Genomic DNA, 18771 nt, shown 5'->3' with positions numbered 1-18771 from the left:
AGATGATCAAGCACAGCGAATTGAACCCCGACAACGCCGCCTTCCGTGAAACCGTACCGGCAGGCGAGTATTTCCTGAAAGTCGTGAAGGCCGGCGAAACCGTCCGTATCCTGGACCTCGAAGGCAACCAGGCGGCCGACACTCTGTTCTACAACGCCCACAATCCCACCGAGCGATACAGCGCCGTGGACACCATCCGCCAGCAGAACAATGTGTACCTGACCGCCGGCTCGAAGCTGATGTCCTCGGAGAACAACGTGATGCTGGAAATCACCGCCGATACCTGCGGCCGTCACGACACCCTCGGCGGTGCCTGCGCGGCGGAGAGCAACACCACCCGTTATGCCCTCGAGAAAAAATGTATGCACGCCTGCCGCGACAGCTGGCTGGTGGCCGTGACCGAGCATGAAGAACTGGGCATGACCAAGCGCGACATCACCCACAACATCAATTTCTTCATGAACGTGCCGGTCACCGCCGACGGCGGCCTGACCTTTGCCGACGGCATCTCCGATGCTGGCAAATACGTTGAGCTGAAGGCGGAGATGGACGTGCTGGTGATGATCTCCAACTGCCCCCAGCTGAACAATCCCTGCAACGGCTGGAACCCGACACCGATCGAGGTGCTGGTATGGCGCTGAACGGCACCCTCCGTACGCTCGACAAAGTCCTGATCGCCAACCGAGGCGCCATTGCCTGCCGGGTCATCCGCACCCTGCGCGACATGGGCATCACATCCGTAGCGGTTTACGCCGAAGCAGACGCGGACTCGTTGCATGTACGACAGGCCGACGAATCCTGGCCTCTGGGCGAAGGCTCTGCTGCAGCCACTTACCTGGATCAGGACAAGTTGTTCGAGATCGTCCGTAAGAGTGGCGCCGGCGCTGTCCATCCGGGCTACGGCTTTCTCAGTGAGAACGCGGCTTTTGCCCGCCGCTGCGATACCGAAGGCGTGGTGTTTCTTGGCCCCACGCCAGAACAGATGGAACAGTTCGGTCTCAAACACACTGCCCGGGCCCTGGCCGAGGAGGCGGGCGTACCCTTGTTGCCCGGCACCGGCCTGCTGACTGACTTGCAAGACGCACTGAAGGCGGCGGAAACCATCGGCTACCCGGTGATGTTGAAAAGCACCGCCGGTGGCGGTGGCATCGGCATGTCCCGCTGCTACAGCGCCGGAGATCTGGGCAAGACCTTCGAATCGGTCCAGCGCCTGAGCCAGAACAACTTCAGCAACAGCGGCGTGTTCCTTGAAAAATTCGTGGAGCACGCGCGCCACATTGAAGTGCAACTGTTTGGCGACGGCAGGGGTCAGGTGCTGGCGCTGGGCGAACGGGATTGTTCCGCCCAGCGCCGCAACCAGAAGGTGATCGAGGAAGCACCCGCGCCTGGCCTGACGGACACCGTCCGCACCCGCATGCACGCCACCGCCCGCCAGCTCGGCGAACGCATTGCCTACCGCAGCGCCGGCACCGTGGAGTTTATCTACGACCCGGACACCACCGAGTTCTACTTCCTGGAAGTGAATACCCGCTTACAGGTCGAGCACGGCGTTACCGAGCAGGTGTACGGTGTCGACCTGGTGCGCTGGATGGTGGAACTGGGCGCCGGCACCCTGCCCGACCTGGACGGACTGAGGAGCAAGCTCACCGCCTCCGGTCACGCCATCCAGGCGCGGATCTATGCCGAAGATCCCAACAAGGACTTCCAGCCCGGAGCCGGCCTGCTGACCAACGTGGCATGGCCGAACGAAGACGGCCTGCGCATCGACACCTGGATCCACCCGGGTACAGAAGTGTCGCCTCTTTACGATCCCATGCTGGCCAAACTGATTGTGCACGAGCCCGACCGGGAATCCGCCCGGCAACGGTTGATACAGGCTCTCGACGACAGCCAGCTCTACGGCATCGAGACCAACCTCGAGTACGTGCGCCAGGTGCTGCATGACTCACGATTTGTGGAAGGCCGCCTGTTCACCCGCACTCTCAATGAGTTCGACTACCAGCCAGCCACCGTGGACGTGCTCAGTGGCGGCACCATGACCACCATTCAGGACTACCCCGGACGGATCGGCTACTGGGAAATCGGTGTACCGCCTTCCGGCCCCTTCGACAGCTACTCGTTCCGGCTCGGTAACCGGCTGTTGGGCAACCCGGAAAAAGCGCCGGGCCTGGAAATCACCCTCAAGGGGCCGGTACTCAGCTTTAACCGGGCCACCCAGATTGTGCTTACCGGCGCAGCGCTGGGGGCGACCCTGAACGATGAGCCGGTCGATTTCTGGCAGGTGATCGACGTGGCTCGCGGCGACACCCTGAAACTCGGCGCCACCACCGGCGATGGCGCCCGCGCCTACGTGCTGTTCCGTGGCGGCCTGGACTGCCCGCAATACCTCACCTCCTGCAGTACGTTTACCCTGGGGCAGTTCGGCGGCCACTGTGGCCGCGCCCTGCGGGCCGGGGATGTGCTGGCGTTGAGCGATGCCAAACCGGTTGCTGCCACTACCCTGCCGAACGAGCTGAAGCCGGCCATCGGCAAAACCTGGAAGTTGCACGTGACCTATGGCCCCCACGGGGCACCGGACTATTTCACCGGCCCAGACATCGACACCTTGTTTGCCAGCGAGTGGGAAATCCACTACAACTCCAGCCGCACCGGTGTTCGCCTGATTGGCCCGAAACCGGAATGGGCCCGCAGCGACGGCGGCGAGGCCGGCATGCACCCTTCCAACATCCACGACAACGCTTACGCCGTGGGCACCGTGGATTTCACTGGTGACATGCCAGTGATTCTGGGCCCCGATGGCCCCAGCCTCGGCGGCTTCGTGTGCCCGGTCACGGTGATCAGTGCCGATCTCTGGAAACTGGGCCAGCTCAAGGCCGGCGACAAGGTTCAGTTCGTGCCGGTGAGCCAGAATCAGGCGGTGGCCCTGCGGGAAGCACTGGATGAATCCGTAGCCACTCTGACGGCAGCCACCACTCACATCACACCTGTCAAACCGGAAACCCCGATTCTGGACTCGCTGAGCACCAGCAACCATGAAACCGGTGTGGTGTATCGCGCCGCGGGCGACAACTATGTGCTGGTGGAATACGGCCCCATGGAGCTGGATATCCGCCTGCGCTTCCGCGCCCACGCCCTGATGCTCTGGCTGCGGAAACAGAACCACGACGCCATTTTGGAGCTGACGCCGGGCATCCGGTCACTGCAGGTGCATTACGACAGCCAGACACTGAATCAGCGCACCCTGCTGGACCTGCTTGTCAGCGCCGAAAAGGAGCTGGAAAAGCAGCCGGAATGGGACGTGCCCGCACGCATCGTGCACCTTCCCCTGTCCTGGGATGACGCGGCCTGCCAGACCGCCATCGCCAAATACATGCAGTCGGTGCGTAAGGACGCCCCCTGGTGCCCCAGCAACCTGGAATTCATCCGCCGTATCAATGGGCTGGCGAGCATCGACGAGGTCAAGAAGACCGTCTTCGATGCCAGCTACCTGGTAATGGGCCTGGGCGACGTTTACCTCGGTGCACCAGTGGCCACCCCGCTGGACCCACGCCACCGGTTGGTCACCACCAAATACAACCCGGCCCGCACCTGGACCGCTGAGAATTCCGTGGGCATTGGTGGCGCCTATCTGTGCATCTACGGCATGGAAGGCCCCGGCGGCTATCAGTTTGTCGGCCGTACCCTGCAGATGTGGAATCGCTACCGCACCACGGACCTCTTCGAGCCCGGCAAGCCCTGGTTGCTGCGATTCTTCGATCAGGTGCGCTTCTACGAAGTCAGCGCCGAAGAACTGCAACAGATCCGCCGGGACTTTCCTAACGGTGATTACCCGATCCGCGTTGAAGAGACCCGCTTCAATCTGAAGGACTACGAACAGTTCCTGACCGACAACACCGACGAGATCCGGAGCTTCACTGACAAGCGCAAGCAGGCCTTTGATGAGGAGCTGCAGCGCTGGATCGAATCCGGCCAGATCAACTTCAGTGCCGAGGCACCGATCGAGGAGACCGGTGGTGACGATATTGCCAACCTGCCCGCAGGCCAGCACGCGGTGGAAAGCCACGTGGCCGGCAACCTCTGGGAGTGCCTGGTCAAGCCCGGCGACACTATCGAGGCCCAACGGCCGGTGGCGGTTATCGAATCCATGAAAATGGAAATTGAACTGCTGAGCCCCGTGTCCGGCCGCGTCGTCGATGTGCGCAGGGATGCAGGCCAGGCGGTGTCGCCGGGCACGCCGGTGGTGATCGTGGAAGAGATCAGCCAATGAATGCCAACCAACCTGACGTCAACAAACACCCGTTCGACCAACACGGGCAAAGCCCGAGGAGAGACACCATGAAAACATCTGACCTGAGCAAACGTCTGGCGGCCGGCCTGCTGACCGCATCCCTGTCCGTCGGCGCACTGGCCGAAGAGAAGGATTCCTTCAGCATCGCCTGGACCATCTACGCTGGCTGGGTGCCCTGGCAGTACGCCGAAGACTACGGAATCATGAAGAAGTGGGCCGACAAGTACGACATCGAGGTGGATATCGTGCAGGTCAACGACTACATCGAATCCATCAATCAATACACCGCCGGCCAGTTCGATGGCGTGGTCGCCACCAGCATGGACGGCCTGTCGATTCCGGCAGCGTCCGGCCTTGATACCACGGCGCTGATTGTGGGTGACTACTCCAACGCCAACGACGGGCTGGTGTCCAAAGACGCCACGTCCATTGAAGAGCTGGAAGGTGAGACGGTTCACCTGGTCGAGCTTTCGGTTTCCCACTACCTGCTGGTTCGGGCGCTGAACACCGTCGGACTGGAGGAGCGCGATATCAGCGTGGTAAACATCTCCGATGCGGATCTGGTATCCGCCTTCCAGACCGACGATGTTCGCCATGTAGCGACCTGGAATCCCTTGCTTACTGAAGTGACCAACTATCCCGGGGCGACGCCGCTGTTCGATTCCAGCCAGATTCCGGGGCACATCAAGGACCTGACGCTGGTGAACACCGAAACCCTGGCGGACAACCCCAAGCTGGGCAAGGCATTGGTCGGTGCCTGGTATGAGACCATGAGTATTCTCGCCGCCGATTCCGAAGCGGGTGCCGAGGCGCGGGCGTTTCTGGGTGAGCTGTCCGGCACGGACCAGGCGGGCTATGAGGCCCAGCTGGATGGCATGAAGATGTTCTGGAAACCGGAGAATTCAGTGGAGTTCATCCGCAGCGAAGAAGCCCGGGAGGCGATGGACAGTGTTCGTCAGTTCTCGTTCGACAAGGGCCTGCTGGGCCAGGGTGCCATGAGCCCGGACTTTGTGGGCATCGAGTTTCCGGACGGCTCCATCATGGGTGACGAGGCCAACGTGAAGCTGCGGTTTGATGACAGCTACATGCAGATGGCGGCTGACGGCGAGATCTGATTCGCAGTCATTGCTTGCCTCGTTAGGCAGCTGAGGGCACGATTACTCGTGCCCTTTTTTGTTGGCTTTTGGGTAGGGTTGGTGTTCGGTTCGGCTCTCCAAAACACGCTCCTTCGGCCCCCCTGCGGGGTCCGGCCCGCAATCATAGATTGCGGTCGTTCGGCTGTCGCATGAAGCTTTGCTTCATAAGCGCTCGGCCGAACCCATGGGGCGCTTGGGCTCCGCCATCCATGGCTCCGCACAGTTTTGGAGAGCCGAACCGAACACCAACCCCCAACTTCCGAGTAAGCCGGAGAACATAACCAACTATGCGTCGTACCAAGGAAGATGCTGAGAAGACTCGCCAGACGGTTCTCGAAGCCGCATTGAAGCTGTTCAGCAGGGATGGTTATTCCCTCACTACGCTGAGCCGTATTGCCAAAGAGGCTGGCTGTAGCCGAGGGCCGATCTACTGGCATTTTGAGAACAAGGACGACTTGTACGAAGCCGTTTTGGCTTATTCCCAGGAACCACTTGAAGCGTTGGTTGCGGAATGCGGCGCCATGCGTGAAACACCAATCGAAGCCATGGACCATTTTATTGAACGGTGGCTTGGGTTGCTGGCAAATAACAGGCAATACCGACAGTCGTTCGAGATTCTGCTGAACAAGACGGAACTGACGGATGCCATGAGCCGGACCCTCAAACGGGAGCGGGCGCTGACCAAGTCGATTATCGGGTTGTTTCGCGATCTGGCGGGGCAAGCGGCGGACAAGGGTTTGATCACCACGAGGGAAGACCCGAAGGATCTGGGTTTGTTGAGTTATACCTACCTGATGGGTATTACCCAGACGTGGTTGTTTGCTCCGACGTTGTTTTCTCTGAAAAAAGAAATGCCGTTTTTTCAACGGCAATTCTGGGCCTTACTCGGGAAGAAATAACAGACTCCTCAGAACATCTTCAGGTACCGCTTCACCTCCCACTCAGACACATGGTTCTGGTAGCTCTCCCATTCCCCTTTTTTGTACGCCACAAAGCTGTTGAACATCGACTCGCCGAACACCTCTTTGGCCAGTGGATCGGCCTCGAAAGCCTCCACCGCCTCGCCAAGGTTGCGGGGCAGATACTCGATGCCCTGCTCGGTAATTTCAGCATCGCTGTAGTCGTACATGTTCTCATGGTGCGGCGCACCGGCATCCAGGCCTTCGCGAATGCCTTCCAGACCAGCGGCGAGGATCAACGCGCTGCCGAGATAAGGGTTGCAGGCGATGTCTGCCGCGCGGCACTCGATGCGTCCGCCCATGCCGGGGATGCGGATCATGTTGGTGCGGTTGTTCGAGCCATAGCACATGAACACCGGCGCCCAGGTGGAGCCGGACATGCTGCCCTGGCGCACCAGGCGCTTGTAGCTATTGACCGTGGGGGCAATGACCGCGCTGATGGCGGCGCCGTGTTTCAGCACACCGGCGATAAAGTGGTAGGCGATCTTGCTGATGCCGCAGCTGTGCAGGTCGTCTCCCCCGGGCTCGAACAGGTTCTCGCCGGTCTGGATGTCCGCCAGGGACATGTTGTAGTGGGCGCCACTGCCGGTGCGGTCGGCGAAAGGTTTGGGCATGAAGCTGGCGAAAGCACCGTGCTTGCGGGCAATTTCGTTGGCCATCATGCGGAAGAACACCAGGCGGTCCGCCATGGTCAGGCCATCGGCGTATTTAAAGTCGGTTTCGAACTGGCCGTTGGCGTCCTCATGGTCAAAAGAATACACGTCCCAGCCCAGTTCGTTCATCGCGTCTACCAGCTCGTCCATAACCGGCAGATTGTCCATCAGGGTGCGGGGGTCGTAGCAGGGTTTGCCGAGGGTGTCGCGATCACTCAGGGGCGCAAAGCCGCCCTCCTCAGTGTCGCGGAACAGGAAGAACTCGGTTTCGATGCCCAGGTTAAATCGGTAGCCCATGGCGGCAGCCGCGCTCAGTTGGCGACGAAGAATGTTGCGGGAGCAGGCCTCAAAGGGTTCTCCATTGAGATACAGGTTGCCGGGAAACCACGCCAGTTGGCGATTCCAGGGACAGATGGCCACGCCCCCGGCATCCGGCATGGCGGCCACTTCGTCATCGGAGATGTCCTGGGGCACGCCGTCGAGCGCGGCACCGGTGTAGAGCTCGGAGCCCTCCATCATCTGGCCGAGGTGCGCAATGGGCACAAACTTGCCTTTGGTAATGCCGTGCATGTCGACGTAGCTGGCAATGGCGTACTTCACGCCGGCGTCGGCCAGTGTCTGTTTCAGGGCCTGGGTGTTGGTCGGTTCGGTCATGATGCTTCCTCTCTCTGATTCCGCTCGGAGCCCGGTGATGCGGGCGATCGATGTCACTTCTGGCACGTTTCTTTCTTGTTTCTGACCATTCAACTTACATGCCAGCATGTATATATAATGACTTTAAGGTGAGCAATCAGCGCCGGATCCGGCATCGGGAAAAGGGCCTAATCAATGAAAAACCAGTGGTTTAAAGACGATTTCGAGGCCGGCGACCTACCCCTGTCCGGCGGCGAAACCCTGCATGCTGCCCGGCTGCACTACCATCAGATCGGGCAGTTGAACGCACCAAAAGACAACCTGATTCTGCTGCCCACGTACTACGGCGGTGCAGCGACGGGTAACCATCCGTGGGTGGGCGAACACAGCCCCCTTGATCCGGCGCGCTACTGCATTGTCATCCCGGCCTTGCTCGGCGCCGGCGAATCGTCCTCACCTTCCAACACTCCGGGTCCGCAAGCAGGTGCAGCGTTTCCGCGGGTCAGCCTTTACGACAACGTGATGCTGCAGAAGCGCCTGGTGGACGAGGTGTATGGCGGTGCCAGCATCGCCCTCGCCATGGGCTGGTCCATGGGCGGCATGCAGGCACTGCAGTGGGGCAGCCTGTTTCCAGATCAGGTACGGTCGGTGCTGGCAACCTGCTGTACAGCCCGTTGCCACCCCCACAACCGGGTGTTTCTGGAAGGGGTAAAAGCCGCCCTGACCTGCGACCAGAACTTTCTGGACGGCCACTACCGCAAGCCCCCGCTGCGCGGGTTGCGAGCATTCGCCCGGGTGTACGCCGGCTGGGCCTACTCCCAGGCATTCTTCCGCCACGAGCGCTGGCGGGATCTGGGCTTCGACTCCATCGAGGCGCTGCTGCGGTTCTGGGAGGACGACCATCAGGGCCAGGACGCCAATAACCTGCTGACGGTGCTGGACACCTGGCAGCAAGGTGATATCAGTGACAATCCGGTGTTCTGTGGCAACTACCGGGCGGCGCTGGCGGCGATCACCATGCCAACACGGATGATGCCGGGGGCGACAGACCTCTATTTCACTGCCACCGACGCCGCCCTCGATGCACAACAGATACCGAAGGCCCAGCTTGATGTGCTGCCATCGGACTGGGGCCACATCGCCGGCGGTGCCGGCCGGGAACCCCTGAGTCAGCATCAGGTCCTTGCCGCAGCCGACTCACTACTGGCGTGCTCAGCACTCACGTAAAGGGAGCCAAGAGGGTGCGCGCCAGTCTCCAGCGCACTGCCTTAGTGCGCCCCGGGTTGCCCGCCACTCCCCCCATACAGCGGAAGCGCTCATGTGGCAAAACTGGCACGCCACCTGCACCCTCCGGGATGACGGGTTTCGATTAACCCGATCCGTTCACAGCGTGTTTTATGGCAATACCGCCCCTGAGGCGGAGAACACAACGGACACAATGGGTGACTAGGGTTCCGGTCCGGGCGGCGCTACGAGAGGCGCCTGGATGGCTGGTCCGAGAGTTACCGACCTCTGGGAGGTTACACGGCGGGACAAAAGCCCGGGAGACTGAATCGCAAGGGACGCTGTTGCCCGCGATGCCCTTGCCGTGCTGCATGACCAGAGGAGACCACCTTATGCGATTGATCAACCGCCATCCGGGGCGCCTGTCCGCCACGCTGCTTGGCCTGCTGCCCTTCCTGCTGATCATGTTGATCTACAGCCTGGCCTCCCAGGAGCGCCTGGCGGACAACCCCAACGACAAACTGTTGCCCGGCCTCGAGCAGATGACGGCGGCGGTCGACCGCATGGCGTTCCAGGAGGATCGCCGCAGCGGCGATTACCTGATGTGGCAGGACACCACCGCCAGTCTCGCGCGACTGGCGATGGGAGTGGGCATCGCGGCGCTGTTGGCGCTGGTGGTGGGCATCGTCAATGGCGTGCTGCCCATGGTTCGGGCCAATCTCGCACCGCTGGTGTCGGCGCTCTCCATGGTGCCGCCACTGGCCATCCTGCCTATCCTGTTTATCGTGTTCGGCCTCGGGGAACTCTCCAAGGTCATGCTGATCGTCATCGGCACCGCCCCCATCATGATGCGGGACGTGGCCCAGCGGGTGCGGGAACTGCCCGGCGAACAGCTGATCAAGATCCAGACCCTGGGGGCCAGTTCTTGGCAGGTGATCACCCGTATGGCCCTGCCTCAGGTGCTACCGCGGCTGATTGACGCCGTGCGGCTCAGCCTCGGACCGGCCTGGCTGTTTCTGATCGCGGCCGAGGCCATCGCGTCCACCGAGGGTCTTGGTTATCGCATTTTCCTGGTCAGACGCTATCTGGCGATGGATGTCATTCTGCCCTACGTCATCTGGATTACTGTTCTCGCCATCGTTATTGATCAGTGCCTGCGTTTTACCAACCGCAGGCTGTTCCCTTGGTACAACGCAGGAGGCCACTGATGAGCTTCATTACGGTCAGCAATCTCTGGAAAGAGTACGGCGATCAGGTGGTGCTGGAAAATCTCAACCTGGCAGTCAGCCAGGGCGAATTCTGCACGTTGGTGGGCGCATCCGGCTGCGGCAAGTCCACCTTCCTGAAAATGCTGCTGGGTCAGGAAACCGCCAGTCGGGGCAGGCTATTGTTGGAGGGCGAGGCCTTTCCCGGGGAGCCCGACCGCAATCGTGGCATCGTGTTTCAGCGCTATTCGGTCTTTCCTCATCTGACGGTGCGCCAGAACGTGCTGATGGGGCTGGAACTGGAACAGAAACCGTGGCTCGGCAAGCTCTTCGGGAGTGCTCGAAAAGCAGCGCTGGAGAGGGTGGACGCCATGCTCGACTCGGTCGGCCTCAGCCCTTCCGCTCACAAGTGGCCCCACGAACTGTCCGGCGGCATGCAGCAACGGTTGGCCATTGCCCAGTCGCTGATCATGCGCCCGCGGGTGTTGTTACTGGATGAACCCTTCGGTGCGCTGGACCCCGGCATTCGCGGTGACATGCACGATTTGCTGCTGAAGCTGTGGCAGGAGACCGGCACCACCATTTTCATGGTGACCCATGACCTGAAAGAAGGCTTCTACCTGGGCACACGGCTGCTGGTCTTCGACAAGGTGCGCCGTGACCCTCACGACCCCGCCGCCTTCGGTGCCACGATCACTTACGACCTGCCGATTGGCCAGACCGATCAGCGGCTGCTGGAGGATATCAATCAGTCTGTCAACGAAACCGCCCGGCATCAGGCCGCCTGACAGGTCAGGTTTCCGCGGGCACAAAAAAGGGCCACCTGGAGGTAGCCCTTTTTTGACAACTAAGATGTTGTTGTCAATCTGCCATCACTTGCTGGCAACCCGATCTTTCGGGAGCTTGAAGGTCCAGACCGTACCGCCCTGGTTGAAGTCCTTAACCACTTTGGCCACTTCACCGCCCCACAGAGGTACGGCGCCGCCCCAACCAGAGGAGATGGAGACGTACTGCTCACCGTCCATCTGCCAGGTTACCGGGGTACCAACCACGCCGGTTCCGGTATTGAACTTGTAGAGCTCCTCACCGGTTTTGGCGTCAAAGGCTTTCAGGAACCCTTCCGGTGTGCCGGTGAAAACCAGGTTACCGGCGGTCGCCAGCACACCACCCCAGAGCGGAGCCGGGTTGTTGTAGCGCCAGACTTCTTCTCCGGTTTTCGGATCCATGGCGCGCAACACGCCGATGAACTCGTCGTTACCTGGCTTGATGGTAAACCCGGCGCCCAGGTATGCCGCCCCTTTTTTGTAAGATACCGGCTCGTTCCAGATATCCATGGACCACTCGTTCGAGGGCACGTAGAACAACTCGGTATCTTTGCTGTAAGCCATGGGCATCCAGTTTTTGCCCCCCAGGAACGCCGGGAAGGCAACAACCGTTTCACCTTTCTCACCGCCGGCATCCGCCGGGTTTCCTGGGCGGCCGTTCTTGGTGTTATAGATCGGGCTGCCATCTTCGTTCAGGCCCTCGGCCCAGGTGATCTTGTCGACGAACGGGAAGCCGCGGATAAAGTTGCCGTTCTCACGGTTCAGCACGTAGAAGAAGCCGTTACGGTCCGCGGTGGCGGCGGCCTTGACGGTCTTGCCGTTTTCTTCGTAATCAAAGGAGATCAGCTCGTTGACACCGTCGTAATCCCAGCCGTCATTGGGCGTGGTCTGGAAGTGCCACTTTATGCTGCCATCTTCCGGGTCTATGGCGACACGGGAGGATGAGAACAGGTTGTCACCGGGGCGCAGGTGGGAGTTCCACGGGGCCGGGTTGCCGGTGCCGAAGAACAGCGAGTCGGTATCGGGGTCGTAGGTGCCACCCAGCCAGGTCGCAGCGCCACCGGTCTTCCACATGTCGCCAGGCCAGGTCTTGCCTGCTTTGCCACCGGAGATGCCGTTTTCGATGGCCTTGCCATCCCGGTAAACATAACCCATGTGACCTTCCACAGTGGGCCGCATCCACAGCAGGTCACCGGTGTTGGGGTCACGGGCTTCAACCTTGCCAACAATGCCGAACTCACCACCGGACACACCAGTGATCAGCTTGCCTTTGACGATCAGCGGGGCTGCAGTCATGGAATAGCCGGCCTGGTAATCGGCGACTTTCTTGATCCACACCACCTTGCCGGTGTCTTTGTTCAGGGCGACCAGCTTGGCGTCGAGGGTACCGAAAATGAACAGGTCGTCGTACAGGGCTCCGCCCCGGTTGACCACGTCGCAACAGGGCATGATGCCATCCGGCAGACGGGCATCGTACTGCCAGATTTCTTCACCGGTACGCGCATCAACTGCATAAGCCCGTGAGTAGGACGCTGTCACATACATGACGCCATCCTTGATCAATGGTTGGGATTCCTGACCCCGCTGTTTTTCACCACCGAAGGAGAACGCCCATGCCGGCTGCAGGAACTTGATGTTGTCTGTGTTCAGACTGGTCATCGGGCTGAAACGCTGGCCCTGGACACCCATACCGTAGCTCACGATATCGTCAACGGTGTCCTGGTCGTTCAGGATGTCTTCATCGGTGACCGCGTGGGCCCCCAGGGATACAGCCAGCGCCAGCGCACTGGCGGCAAACTGTTTACCAAACAGATTCGATCTCATGGTTGCGCTCTCCAAAGTCTCTTGTTGTCTGTGTGTGCAGCGAACCGGGAAGTCTTCCCGCCTCTATTGACCATTCTTTGCCTGACACGCAATCCCAACAATTAACCGCCGGAACAGGTTTTCTCATCACTTGGTAGTAAGACCCCCCATAAAAAAGCCCGCACTTGGCGGGCTCAAAGGGCAGTAACGGTTTATTCGCCACGCTCTTCGCGGCCAAGAATTTCGTCGTAGTATCCGGGCCGGTTGTAGGAAAGCCCGTGGCTGGCGTAAAGCTCCGCCATCTCTCCGGACCTGACCATCCGGTCCACAATGGCGCCAATAGCGTAACCAAGGGCCCTGTGGGTATGGCGAACGGCCAAGCCCACGTCCCATACCTGTTTGGTCATGCCGGGGAATCCATTTCCTGCCTTGGTGAAGCCATTACCCTGGTAGGCCTCCAACTGGTGCTCAATTTCTGCCCGCATACCCATCACGCCAGCAACCTTTCCTTCGCCCATAGCGTTGAAAGCCTCACCGACATTCCGGTAATGCTGGACCTGATTGCGCAACCGGCCGCCAAAGGCGGATGTCAGGTAGGTGGCCGGAAGCGTGTCTATCTCAACGCCGATCAGGTGATACTGGAACACCGCAACGGTTTCAACACCATCCAGGCGGCCCATGTCGAAGGCAATCTGCCAGCGCTCCTGCTGGTAGGGGCCGAAAAACACCACCTGCTCGTTGATCATCTCGCCGGTGGAATCTCGCATATACTTGAAGGTACTGTCATAAGGCACCCGCATCATGATGTCGGCAACCCGGGTTTTCGCCAGGTAATGCCCCTTCCAGATATGGTTACGCAGGTCGTCACCCAGGTTTTCATCCGGAATAATCCAATAGGGACGAAACTCCACTCCCAGCCCCTCAGCAATGCGGCGGCCCAGATCTGCGTCCACCCCCCTGGCTTCACCGTCCACCTCATAGGAATAGGGTGGAAAGTCTTTATACATCCCAACATTGAGATAGCCGGTATCCTGTACGATATCCAGGGTGCGGTCCGGAATCAGGCTGCGGGCCTGTTGGGCCTGGACCTGGCTGATACCCACAATCAGCAGCACCAGCATCAAGGCATGAAAAGCTGACTTCATGGATTTACCTCCTAGCAGACCACTGGACATGTGTTACAGGCAACTCATCATTCCGGTGCAGGGACCGATTCAATATAGGTCTTGATCGCCCAGATGGCGGTCTGATCCAGGTTGTCCTTGAACGACGGCATGCCTCGCCCGGTGCCGTTCATTACACGTCCGATAAAATATTCATCATCCCACTCCGAGAGCTCTCTCAGATCAGGGGTCAGACCTCCGGACATGGCTTCAATGCCATGGCAAACCGCACAGTTGCCTGCGTAACCGCTCTTGCCGACCTTGACCGCCTCATTGAGCTTGTCACCGTGCTCATTACCTTCGCGGAACGGGTTTGCCGTCAGGGCTTCCTTCCCCAGATCGGGCAGGCTTCCGGTATCCACTTCCTGGGGCGTGACATCCCCGTGAGACATGGCAAAGCCTGCTGTCGCCAGTAAACCGGCGGCAACCATGGCCTTGAATGAAAAAGAAACTGACATGTTGTTATACCTCTATGATGAATCGCTGTGCGCTGGCTGTTTGTTGTAAATGCATTGCCAGCAACCTCTCCCAAGTCTAGGAACACGCCATAGCGATCAGAATGCCACTTTGGCGCATTCGTTCTAGTTCCTTGGTAGTAGGTTCAGGAGGGATTACCGCAGGTGGAGCTCAAGAATAGTTCTTTAGTACCGCCCGTTTCCTACTTTCTGAATATTTCGACGGCTACTTGTCTTCTCTAAGCTGGATGCAAGAACAAAAAATGCACATTGAGAAGGCCGCAACCATGATTACCAACCGCAGGCTATTGGTCACATCACTGCTCTGTAGCTGGCTGCTGGCTCCAGCTGCAGCGATAGCTATTGAGGTCAGGATTGGCTATATCCACTGGGTGCCTGATCAGGGGCCGGTACTCTCCAATGTCACTCCGGAACCGGAAGACGCCGGCCTGCGCGGGGCCGAACTGGGGATTGCCGATAACAATGCCACCGGCAGGTTTCTCGACCAGATGTATGTTCTTGAGACCGTCATCGCCAGCGATGAGGAGGGTGCCCTGGCCGCCCTCGATGGCATGGTGGAGAACGGTATTGGTCTGCTTGTGACCCGCGTTCCCGCAGGCACACTCCAGGCGATGGCAAAAAAGACTGACGGTAAAGCGTTACTGTTCAACACCGGTGCCTCGGACGATAGCCTGCGGATCAGCCAATGCCGGCCCAACGTCCTGCACACCATTCCCTCATACGCCATGCTGACCGATGCCCTTGCCCAGTGGCTGAACATGCGGCGCTGGAAGAAAGTGTTCCTGATAACCGGCCCCACCGAACAGGACAAAGCCTGGGCCGACGCGTTCCGCCGTGCCAGCAAACGGTTCGGCCTGGACATCATTGCCGACAAGCCCTGGACCTTCGACTCCGACCTGCGGCGCACAGCCTCAAAGGAGCTGCCGGTGTTTACCCAGGCCCGTGATTACGATGCCACGGTGGTCGCAGACGTGCGAGGTGATTTCGGCGAATACGTGCCGTTCAACACCTGGCTCCCTCGACCGGTGGTTGGCACCCAGGGCATGGGACCGAAAGCCTGGCATGGGGTAGTGGAAGCCTGGGGCGCCGCGCAGCTGCAGAACCGTTTCCGGGAACTGGCCGGACGCGAAATGAACAGCGAGGATTATGCCGCCTGGGCCGCCATCCGCTCCATCGGCACCACTGTGACCGGGATCAGTGAAGCCGACCATTCGAACATTCGCGAGCATCTGTTTTCCGACGATTTCCAGCTCGCCGCCTTCAAGGGCCGCAAGTTGACTTACCGGCCCTGGAACGGGCAGCTTCGCCAGCCAATCCCTCTGGTTCATCCCCGAGGATTGGTTGCGACGCCACCACTTGAAGGTTTCCTGCATCCCGAGTCCGAACTGGACACCCTGGGCTATGACAGGCCAGAGAGTGACTGTCGGATCCATTGACCCTGCTGAAGAACAAGAAGGAACACTGAGCATGAAGAATGCTTTCAGAATCGCAATCCTGGCTGCAGCCATCGGGCTTTCCGCCCCGGCACTGGCAAGCCTGGCCTACGTGTCCAACGAGAAGGACAACACCCTCTCGGTCATCGACACGGAGACCAACGAAGTGGTGGATACCATTGAAGTAGGTGCCCGCCCGAGAGGCATTCTGCTGTCCAAGGACTACACCAAGCTCTATATCTGCGCCAGTGACGACGATACTGTCCAGGTACTGGACCTGGCCACTCGCAAGATCGTCGACACCCTTCCCTCCGGCGAGGACCCCGAGCAGTTTGCCCTGCACCCCAACAACCGTCACCTGTTCATCGCCAATGAAGACGATGCCATCGTGACTGTGGTGGATGTGGAAACCAAAGACGTTCTGGCCCAGATCGATGTGGGTGTGGAGCCCGAAGGCATGGCGGTGAGCCCGGACGGCAAGTGGGCGGTGAACACCAGTGAAACCTCCAGCATGCTGCACTGGATCAACACCGCAACCTTTGAGATCGAGAAGAACACTGTGGTGGGCCAGCGCCCCCGCCACGTCGAATTCAGCAAGGACAGCAAGATTGCCTGGGCCTCGGCGGAGATCGGCGGTACCGTGCATATCTTCGATGTGGACAAGATAGAGGAGATCAAGCAGATCGATTTCCAGATCAAGGGTGTGCCCCGGGATCGGGTGCAGCCGGTCGGCATCGAACTCACGTCCGACGGCAGGTACGCCTTCGTTGCCCTCGGTCCCTCAAACCATGTCGCCGTGGTGGATGCCCGGACCTACGAAGTGCTGGATTACCTGCTGGTAGGTGCCCGGGTCTGGCAGCTGGACCTGGACAAGGATGAGAATTTTCTCTACACCACCAACGGCGTTTCCAGTGATGTATCGGTCATAGATGTGGAAGAACTGAAGGTCATCAAATCCATCAAGGTGGGCCGCTTCCCCTGGGGCGTGGTCATCGATCCCACCTCATGACCATTGAAGCCCGCAACCTCAGCTTTCGCTACGGCAACAAGCCGGTGCTCAAAGAGGTCAGCTTCGCGCTGACCTCTGGCGGTTTTCATGCCCTGCTAGGCCCGAACGGCGCCGGCAAGTCCACGCTGTTCGGCCTGCTGACACGGCTGTTTGCGCTGCAGCAGGGCGATATTCTGATGGCCGGGCAATCCCTGAAAAAACAGCCGGCCGAGGCCATGCGTCAAATTGGCGTGGTATTCCAGCAGAATGCCCTGGACATGGATCTGACCGTGCGCCAGAACCTTCTTTACCACGCTGCGCTTCATGGCCTGTCACGCAAGGAGGCCCGGGTGCGGGGCGACCGCGAGCTTGAACGTTTTCAGTTACTGGAGCGGGCGAACGAACCGGTGCGAAAACTCAACGGCGGCCACCGCCGGCGGGTGGAGATCGCACGTGCCCTGCTCCACGAACCTTCTCTGTTATTGCTGGATGAACCCACTGTGGGGCTCGATGTAGCTAGCCGCCGGGGGCTGAACGATCACGTACGCACGCTCTGTGACTCCGATGGCCTGAGCGTGCTCTGGGCCACCCACCTTATCGAGGAAGTTCGCCCGGAAGACCGGGTGCTGATCCTCCACGAAGGCAAACTGTTGGCCGACGGCGCCGGGCATGACATCTGCGCAGCCGAAGGCACCCACGACCTGGCGGAAACCTTCCATACCCTGACAGGAGCCGGATGATATGAAAGCTGCGCATTACTGGCACTGTTTCGTCGGCATCCAGACCCGGGAATGGTTACGTTTCTGGCAGCAGCGCACCCGCTTCGCCAGCGCACTGGTGCGGCCACTGCTGTGGCTGGTGGTGTTTGCTGCCGGTTTTCGTGCAGTGCTGGGCATTTCCATCATTCCGCCCTATCAGACCTACATCACTTACGAGACCTACATTGCCCCCGGCCTGTGCGGCATGATCATCCTGTTCAACAGCATGCAGGGCGCGCTTTCCATGGTGTATGACCGGGAGCTTGGCAGCATGAGAGTGCTGTTGATGAGCCCTCTGCCGCGACCGTTTCTACTGGTGACCAAATTGCTGGCCATGGGGATTGTGTCTGTCGGGCAAGTGTACGTTTTTCTTTTGTTGGCCCTGTTAGTGGATGTCGAACCACCGGCCTGGGGCTATCTGGTCGTTTTGCCAGCGCTGATTCTGACCAGCCTGATGCTGGGGGCGTTAGGGTTGCTGATCGCTACCTGGATCAAACAGCTGGAGAATTTTGCCGGGGTGATGAATTTTGTCATTTTCCCAATGTTCTTCATGTCATCTGCCCTTTACCCGCTTTGGCGCATGAACGAAGCCAGCCCCTGGCTCTACTGGATTTGCCAGTTCAATCCATTCACCCACGCAGTAGAGGCGATCCGATTCTCTCTGTACTTGGAATGGAACCCGATGGCTTATGGCATTACCGCAACGGTGACTTTGGTCTTGTCCCTACTCGCGACCGCTGGGTTCAGACCTCAACGAACCAAGATACTTGCAACCTCCAAACCCGCCTGAGCAGCATTATTCATCAGACTCCACCGCCGCCTTTGCTTGCCAAAAGTCGGCCTGGATCGGGTCTGCTTCGGTTCCCAGACCGCGCGCATAAGCTTGTGCCACTGCAGACATACTTAATCTGTCGCCGGCTTCTGCCCCTTTCAAATACCACTCGAATGCCTTGGCATCACTCTCCTCCACACCCAGGCCATTCGCATACATATTCGCCAGATTGTACATGCCCTGGTGGCTACCCGATTCTGCGAGCGCCTGGTAGCGCTCGAAAGCCAGGTCATATTGGCCCATCTTATATACGGCATATGCCTCAAGCACTTTAACCATCTCGCGGGCCACGCCCATTTGCTGTTCCGATTCGTCCCCATTCACGGCAGGCGAAAGCAACATCAAAAAGCTCGCGGCCATAACCATCCATTTTCTAGCGCATTGGCGTTGCATGAA

At 59.6% G+C, this 18771-nt stretch carries 16 protein-coding genes and 1 riboswitch; of the genes, 11 read left to right on the top strand and 5 right to left on the bottom strand.

Annotation, left to right across the window (positions count from 1 at the left end; genetic code table 11):
- Positions 1-2 precede the first annotated feature (2 nt).
- The 4 genes from R0125_RS01435 to R0125_RS01420 all read left to right on the top strand — a co-directional run bounded on the left by R0125_RS01435 (position 3) and on the right by R0125_RS01420 (position 6323).
- Positions 3-641 carry an urea amidolyase associated protein UAAP2 gene (locus R0125_RS01435; protein WP_317236884.1) on the top strand — a complete coding sequence of 213 codons (639 nt, stop codon included), beginning with the start codon at positions 3-5 and terminating at the stop codon, positions 639-641.
- On the top strand, positions 632-4267 hold the full coding sequence (gene uca / locus R0125_RS01430) for an urea carboxylase (protein WP_317236883.1): 3636 nt from the start codon (positions 632-634) through the stop codon (positions 4265-4267). Before R0125_RS01435 ends, uca begins: the two co-directional genes overlap by 10 nt.
- Before the next feature lie 68 nt (positions 4268-4335).
- Positions 4336-5403: a putative urea ABC transporter substrate-binding protein gene (locus R0125_RS01425; RefSeq protein ID WP_317236882.1), complete on the top strand. Its 1068-nt coding sequence runs from the start codon at positions 4336-4338 to the stop codon at positions 5401-5403.
- 308 nt (positions 5404-5711) lie between these two features.
- Complete coding sequence (locus R0125_RS01420) at positions 5712-6323, top strand: TetR family transcriptional regulator (protein WP_317236881.1); 612 nt, start codon at positions 5712-5714, stop codon at positions 6321-6323.
- 8 nt (positions 6324-6331) lie between these two features.
- On the opposite strand, the gene glnT is transcribed toward R0125_RS01420, so the two are convergent.
- Complete coding sequence (glnT, locus tag R0125_RS01415) at positions 6332-7690, bottom strand: type III glutamate--ammonia ligase (protein WP_317236880.1); 1359 nt, start codon at positions 7688-7690, stop codon at positions 6332-6334.
- Positions 7691-7864: 174 nt separating this feature from the next.
- Between glnT and R0125_RS01410 the strand changes: the two genes are divergently transcribed.
- From R0125_RS01410 to R0125_RS01400, 3 genes are all read left to right on the top strand, one after another.
- The gene (locus tag R0125_RS01410) at positions 7865-8896 is read left to right on the top strand and encodes an alpha/beta fold hydrolase (protein WP_317236879.1); all 1032 of its coding nucleotides are present in this window, start codon (positions 7865-7867) and stop codon (positions 8894-8896) included.
- 208 nt (positions 8897-9104) lie between these two features.
- Positions 9105-9218, top strand: a riboswitch (guanidine-I (ykkC/yxkD leader).
- Between the two features lie 67 nt (positions 9219-9285).
- Positions 9286-10101 (top strand): ABC transporter permease, encoded by an 816-nt coding sequence (locus tag R0125_RS01405; RefSeq protein ID WP_317236878.1) that lies wholly within the window; start codon positions 9286-9288, stop codon positions 10099-10101.
- On the top strand, positions 10101-10886 hold the full coding sequence (locus R0125_RS01400; protein WP_317236877.1) for an ABC transporter ATP-binding protein: 786 nt from the start codon (positions 10101-10103) through the stop codon (positions 10884-10886). Before R0125_RS01405 ends, R0125_RS01400 begins: the two co-directional genes overlap by 1 nt.
- 84 nt (positions 10887-10970) lie before the next feature.
- Here R0125_RS01400 and R0125_RS01395 read toward each other — a convergent pair whose 3' ends face one another.
- The 3 genes from R0125_RS01395 to pedF form a co-directional block, all read right to left on the bottom strand.
- Positions 10971-12746, bottom strand: coding sequence for a PQQ-dependent methanol/ethanol family dehydrogenase (locus R0125_RS01395; protein WP_317236876.1), 1776 nt, complete (start codon positions 12744-12746; stop codon positions 10971-10973).
- A 191-nt stretch (positions 12747-12937) separates the two neighbouring features.
- Complete coding sequence (locus R0125_RS01390) at positions 12938-13870, bottom strand: transporter substrate-binding domain-containing protein (protein ID WP_317236875.1); 933 nt, start codon at positions 13868-13870, stop codon at positions 12938-12940.
- A gap of 47 nt (positions 13871-13917) precedes the next feature.
- The gene (gene pedF, locus R0125_RS01385) at positions 13918-14346 is read right to left on the bottom strand and encodes a cytochrome c-550 PedF (protein WP_317236874.1); all 429 of its coding nucleotides are present in this window, start codon (positions 14344-14346) and stop codon (positions 13918-13920) included.
- Positions 14347-14606: 260 nt separating this feature from the next.
- Between pedF and R0125_RS01380 the strand changes: the two genes are divergently transcribed.
- From R0125_RS01380 to R0125_RS01365, 4 genes are read left to right on the top strand one after another with little or no spacing between them, the layout of a single operon-like run.
- The gene (locus R0125_RS01380) at positions 14607-15800 is read left to right on the top strand and encodes an ABC transporter substrate-binding protein (RefSeq protein WP_410797539.1); all 1194 of its coding nucleotides are present in this window, start codon (positions 14607-14609) and stop codon (positions 15798-15800) included.
- A gap of 31 nt (positions 15801-15831) precedes the next feature.
- A complete protein-coding gene (locus tag R0125_RS01375; RefSeq protein WP_317236873.1) occupies positions 15832-16806 on the top strand; it encodes a YVTN family beta-propeller repeat protein in 975 nt (324 codons plus the stop codon).
- The gene (locus R0125_RS01370) at positions 16803-17525 is read left to right on the top strand and encodes an ABC transporter ATP-binding protein (protein ID WP_317236872.1); all 723 of its coding nucleotides are present in this window, start codon (positions 16803-16805) and stop codon (positions 17523-17525) included. Before R0125_RS01375 ends, R0125_RS01370 begins: the two co-directional genes overlap by 4 nt.
- 1 nt (position 17526) lies before the next feature.
- On the top strand, positions 17527-18333 hold the full coding sequence (locus tag R0125_RS01365; protein WP_248181431.1) for an ABC transporter permease: 807 nt from the start codon (positions 17527-17529) through the stop codon (positions 18331-18333).
- Between the two features lie 6 nt (positions 18334-18339).
- On the opposite strand, the gene R0125_RS01360 is transcribed toward R0125_RS01365, so the two are convergent.
- Entirely contained in the window at positions 18340-18768 is a 429-nt protein-coding gene (locus tag R0125_RS01360; RefSeq protein WP_317236871.1) for a tetratricopeptide repeat protein, read from the bottom strand.
- Positions 18769-18771: the final 3 nt, after the last annotated feature.

Source organism: Marinobacter sp. M-5, assembly GCF_032911545.1.
GTDB lineage: Bacteria > Pseudomonadota > Gammaproteobacteria > Pseudomonadales > Oleiphilaceae > Marinobacter > Marinobacter goseongensis.
Note: the sequence above shows the minus strand (reverse complement) of the source record. Positions and strands in the feature narration are given on the sequence as shown.

Coding starts and splice junctions, on each gene's coding strand:
- R0125_RS01360 (WP_317236871.1), bottom strand. CDS start 18,768: ATGCAACGCCAATGCGCTAGAAAATGGATGGTTATGGCCGCGAGCTTT.
- R0125_RS01410 (WP_317236879.1), top strand. CDS start 7,865: ATGAAAAACCAGTGGTTTAAAGACGATTTCGAGGCCGGCGACCTACCC.
- R0125_RS01435 (WP_317236884.1), top strand. CDS start 3: ATGATCAAGCACAGCGAATTGAACCCCGACAACGCCGCCTTCCGTGAA.
- R0125_RS01390 (WP_317236875.1), bottom strand. CDS start 13,870: ATGAAGTCAGCTTTTCATGCCTTGATGCTGGTGCTGCTGATTGTGGGT.
- R0125_RS01375 (WP_317236873.1), top strand. CDS start 15,832: ATGAAGAATGCTTTCAGAATCGCAATCCTGGCTGCAGCCATCGGGCTT.
- uca (WP_317236883.1), top strand. CDS start 632: ATGGCGCTGAACGGCACCCTCCGTACGCTCGACAAAGTCCTGATCGCC.
- R0125_RS01405 (WP_317236878.1), top strand. CDS start 9,286: ATGCGATTGATCAACCGCCATCCGGGGCGCCTGTCCGCCACGCTGCTT.
- R0125_RS01380 (WP_410797539.1), top strand. CDS start 14,607: ATGCACATTGAGAAGGCCGCAACCATGATTACCAACCGCAGGCTATTG.
- R0125_RS01425 (WP_317236882.1), top strand. CDS start 4,336: ATGAAAACATCTGACCTGAGCAAACGTCTGGCGGCCGGCCTGCTGACC.
- glnT (WP_317236880.1), bottom strand. CDS start 7,690: ATGACCGAACCGACCAACACCCAGGCCCTGAAACAGACACTGGCCGAC.
- R0125_RS01400 (WP_317236877.1), top strand. CDS start 10,101: ATGAGCTTCATTACGGTCAGCAATCTCTGGAAAGAGTACGGCGATCAG.
- R0125_RS01395 (WP_317236876.1), bottom strand. CDS start 12,746: ATGAGATCGAATCTGTTTGGTAAACAGTTTGCCGCCAGTGCGCTGGCG.
- pedF (WP_317236874.1), bottom strand. CDS start 14,346: ATGTCAGTTTCTTTTTCATTCAAGGCCATGGTTGCCGCCGGTTTACTG.
- R0125_RS01370 (WP_317236872.1), top strand. CDS start 16,803: ATGACCATTGAAGCCCGCAACCTCAGCTTTCGCTACGGCAACAAGCCG.
- R0125_RS01365 (WP_248181431.1), top strand. CDS start 17,527: ATGAAAGCTGCGCATTACTGGCACTGTTTCGTCGGCATCCAGACCCGG.
- R0125_RS01420 (WP_317236881.1), top strand. CDS start 5,712: ATGCGTCGTACCAAGGAAGATGCTGAGAAGACTCGCCAGACGGTTCTC.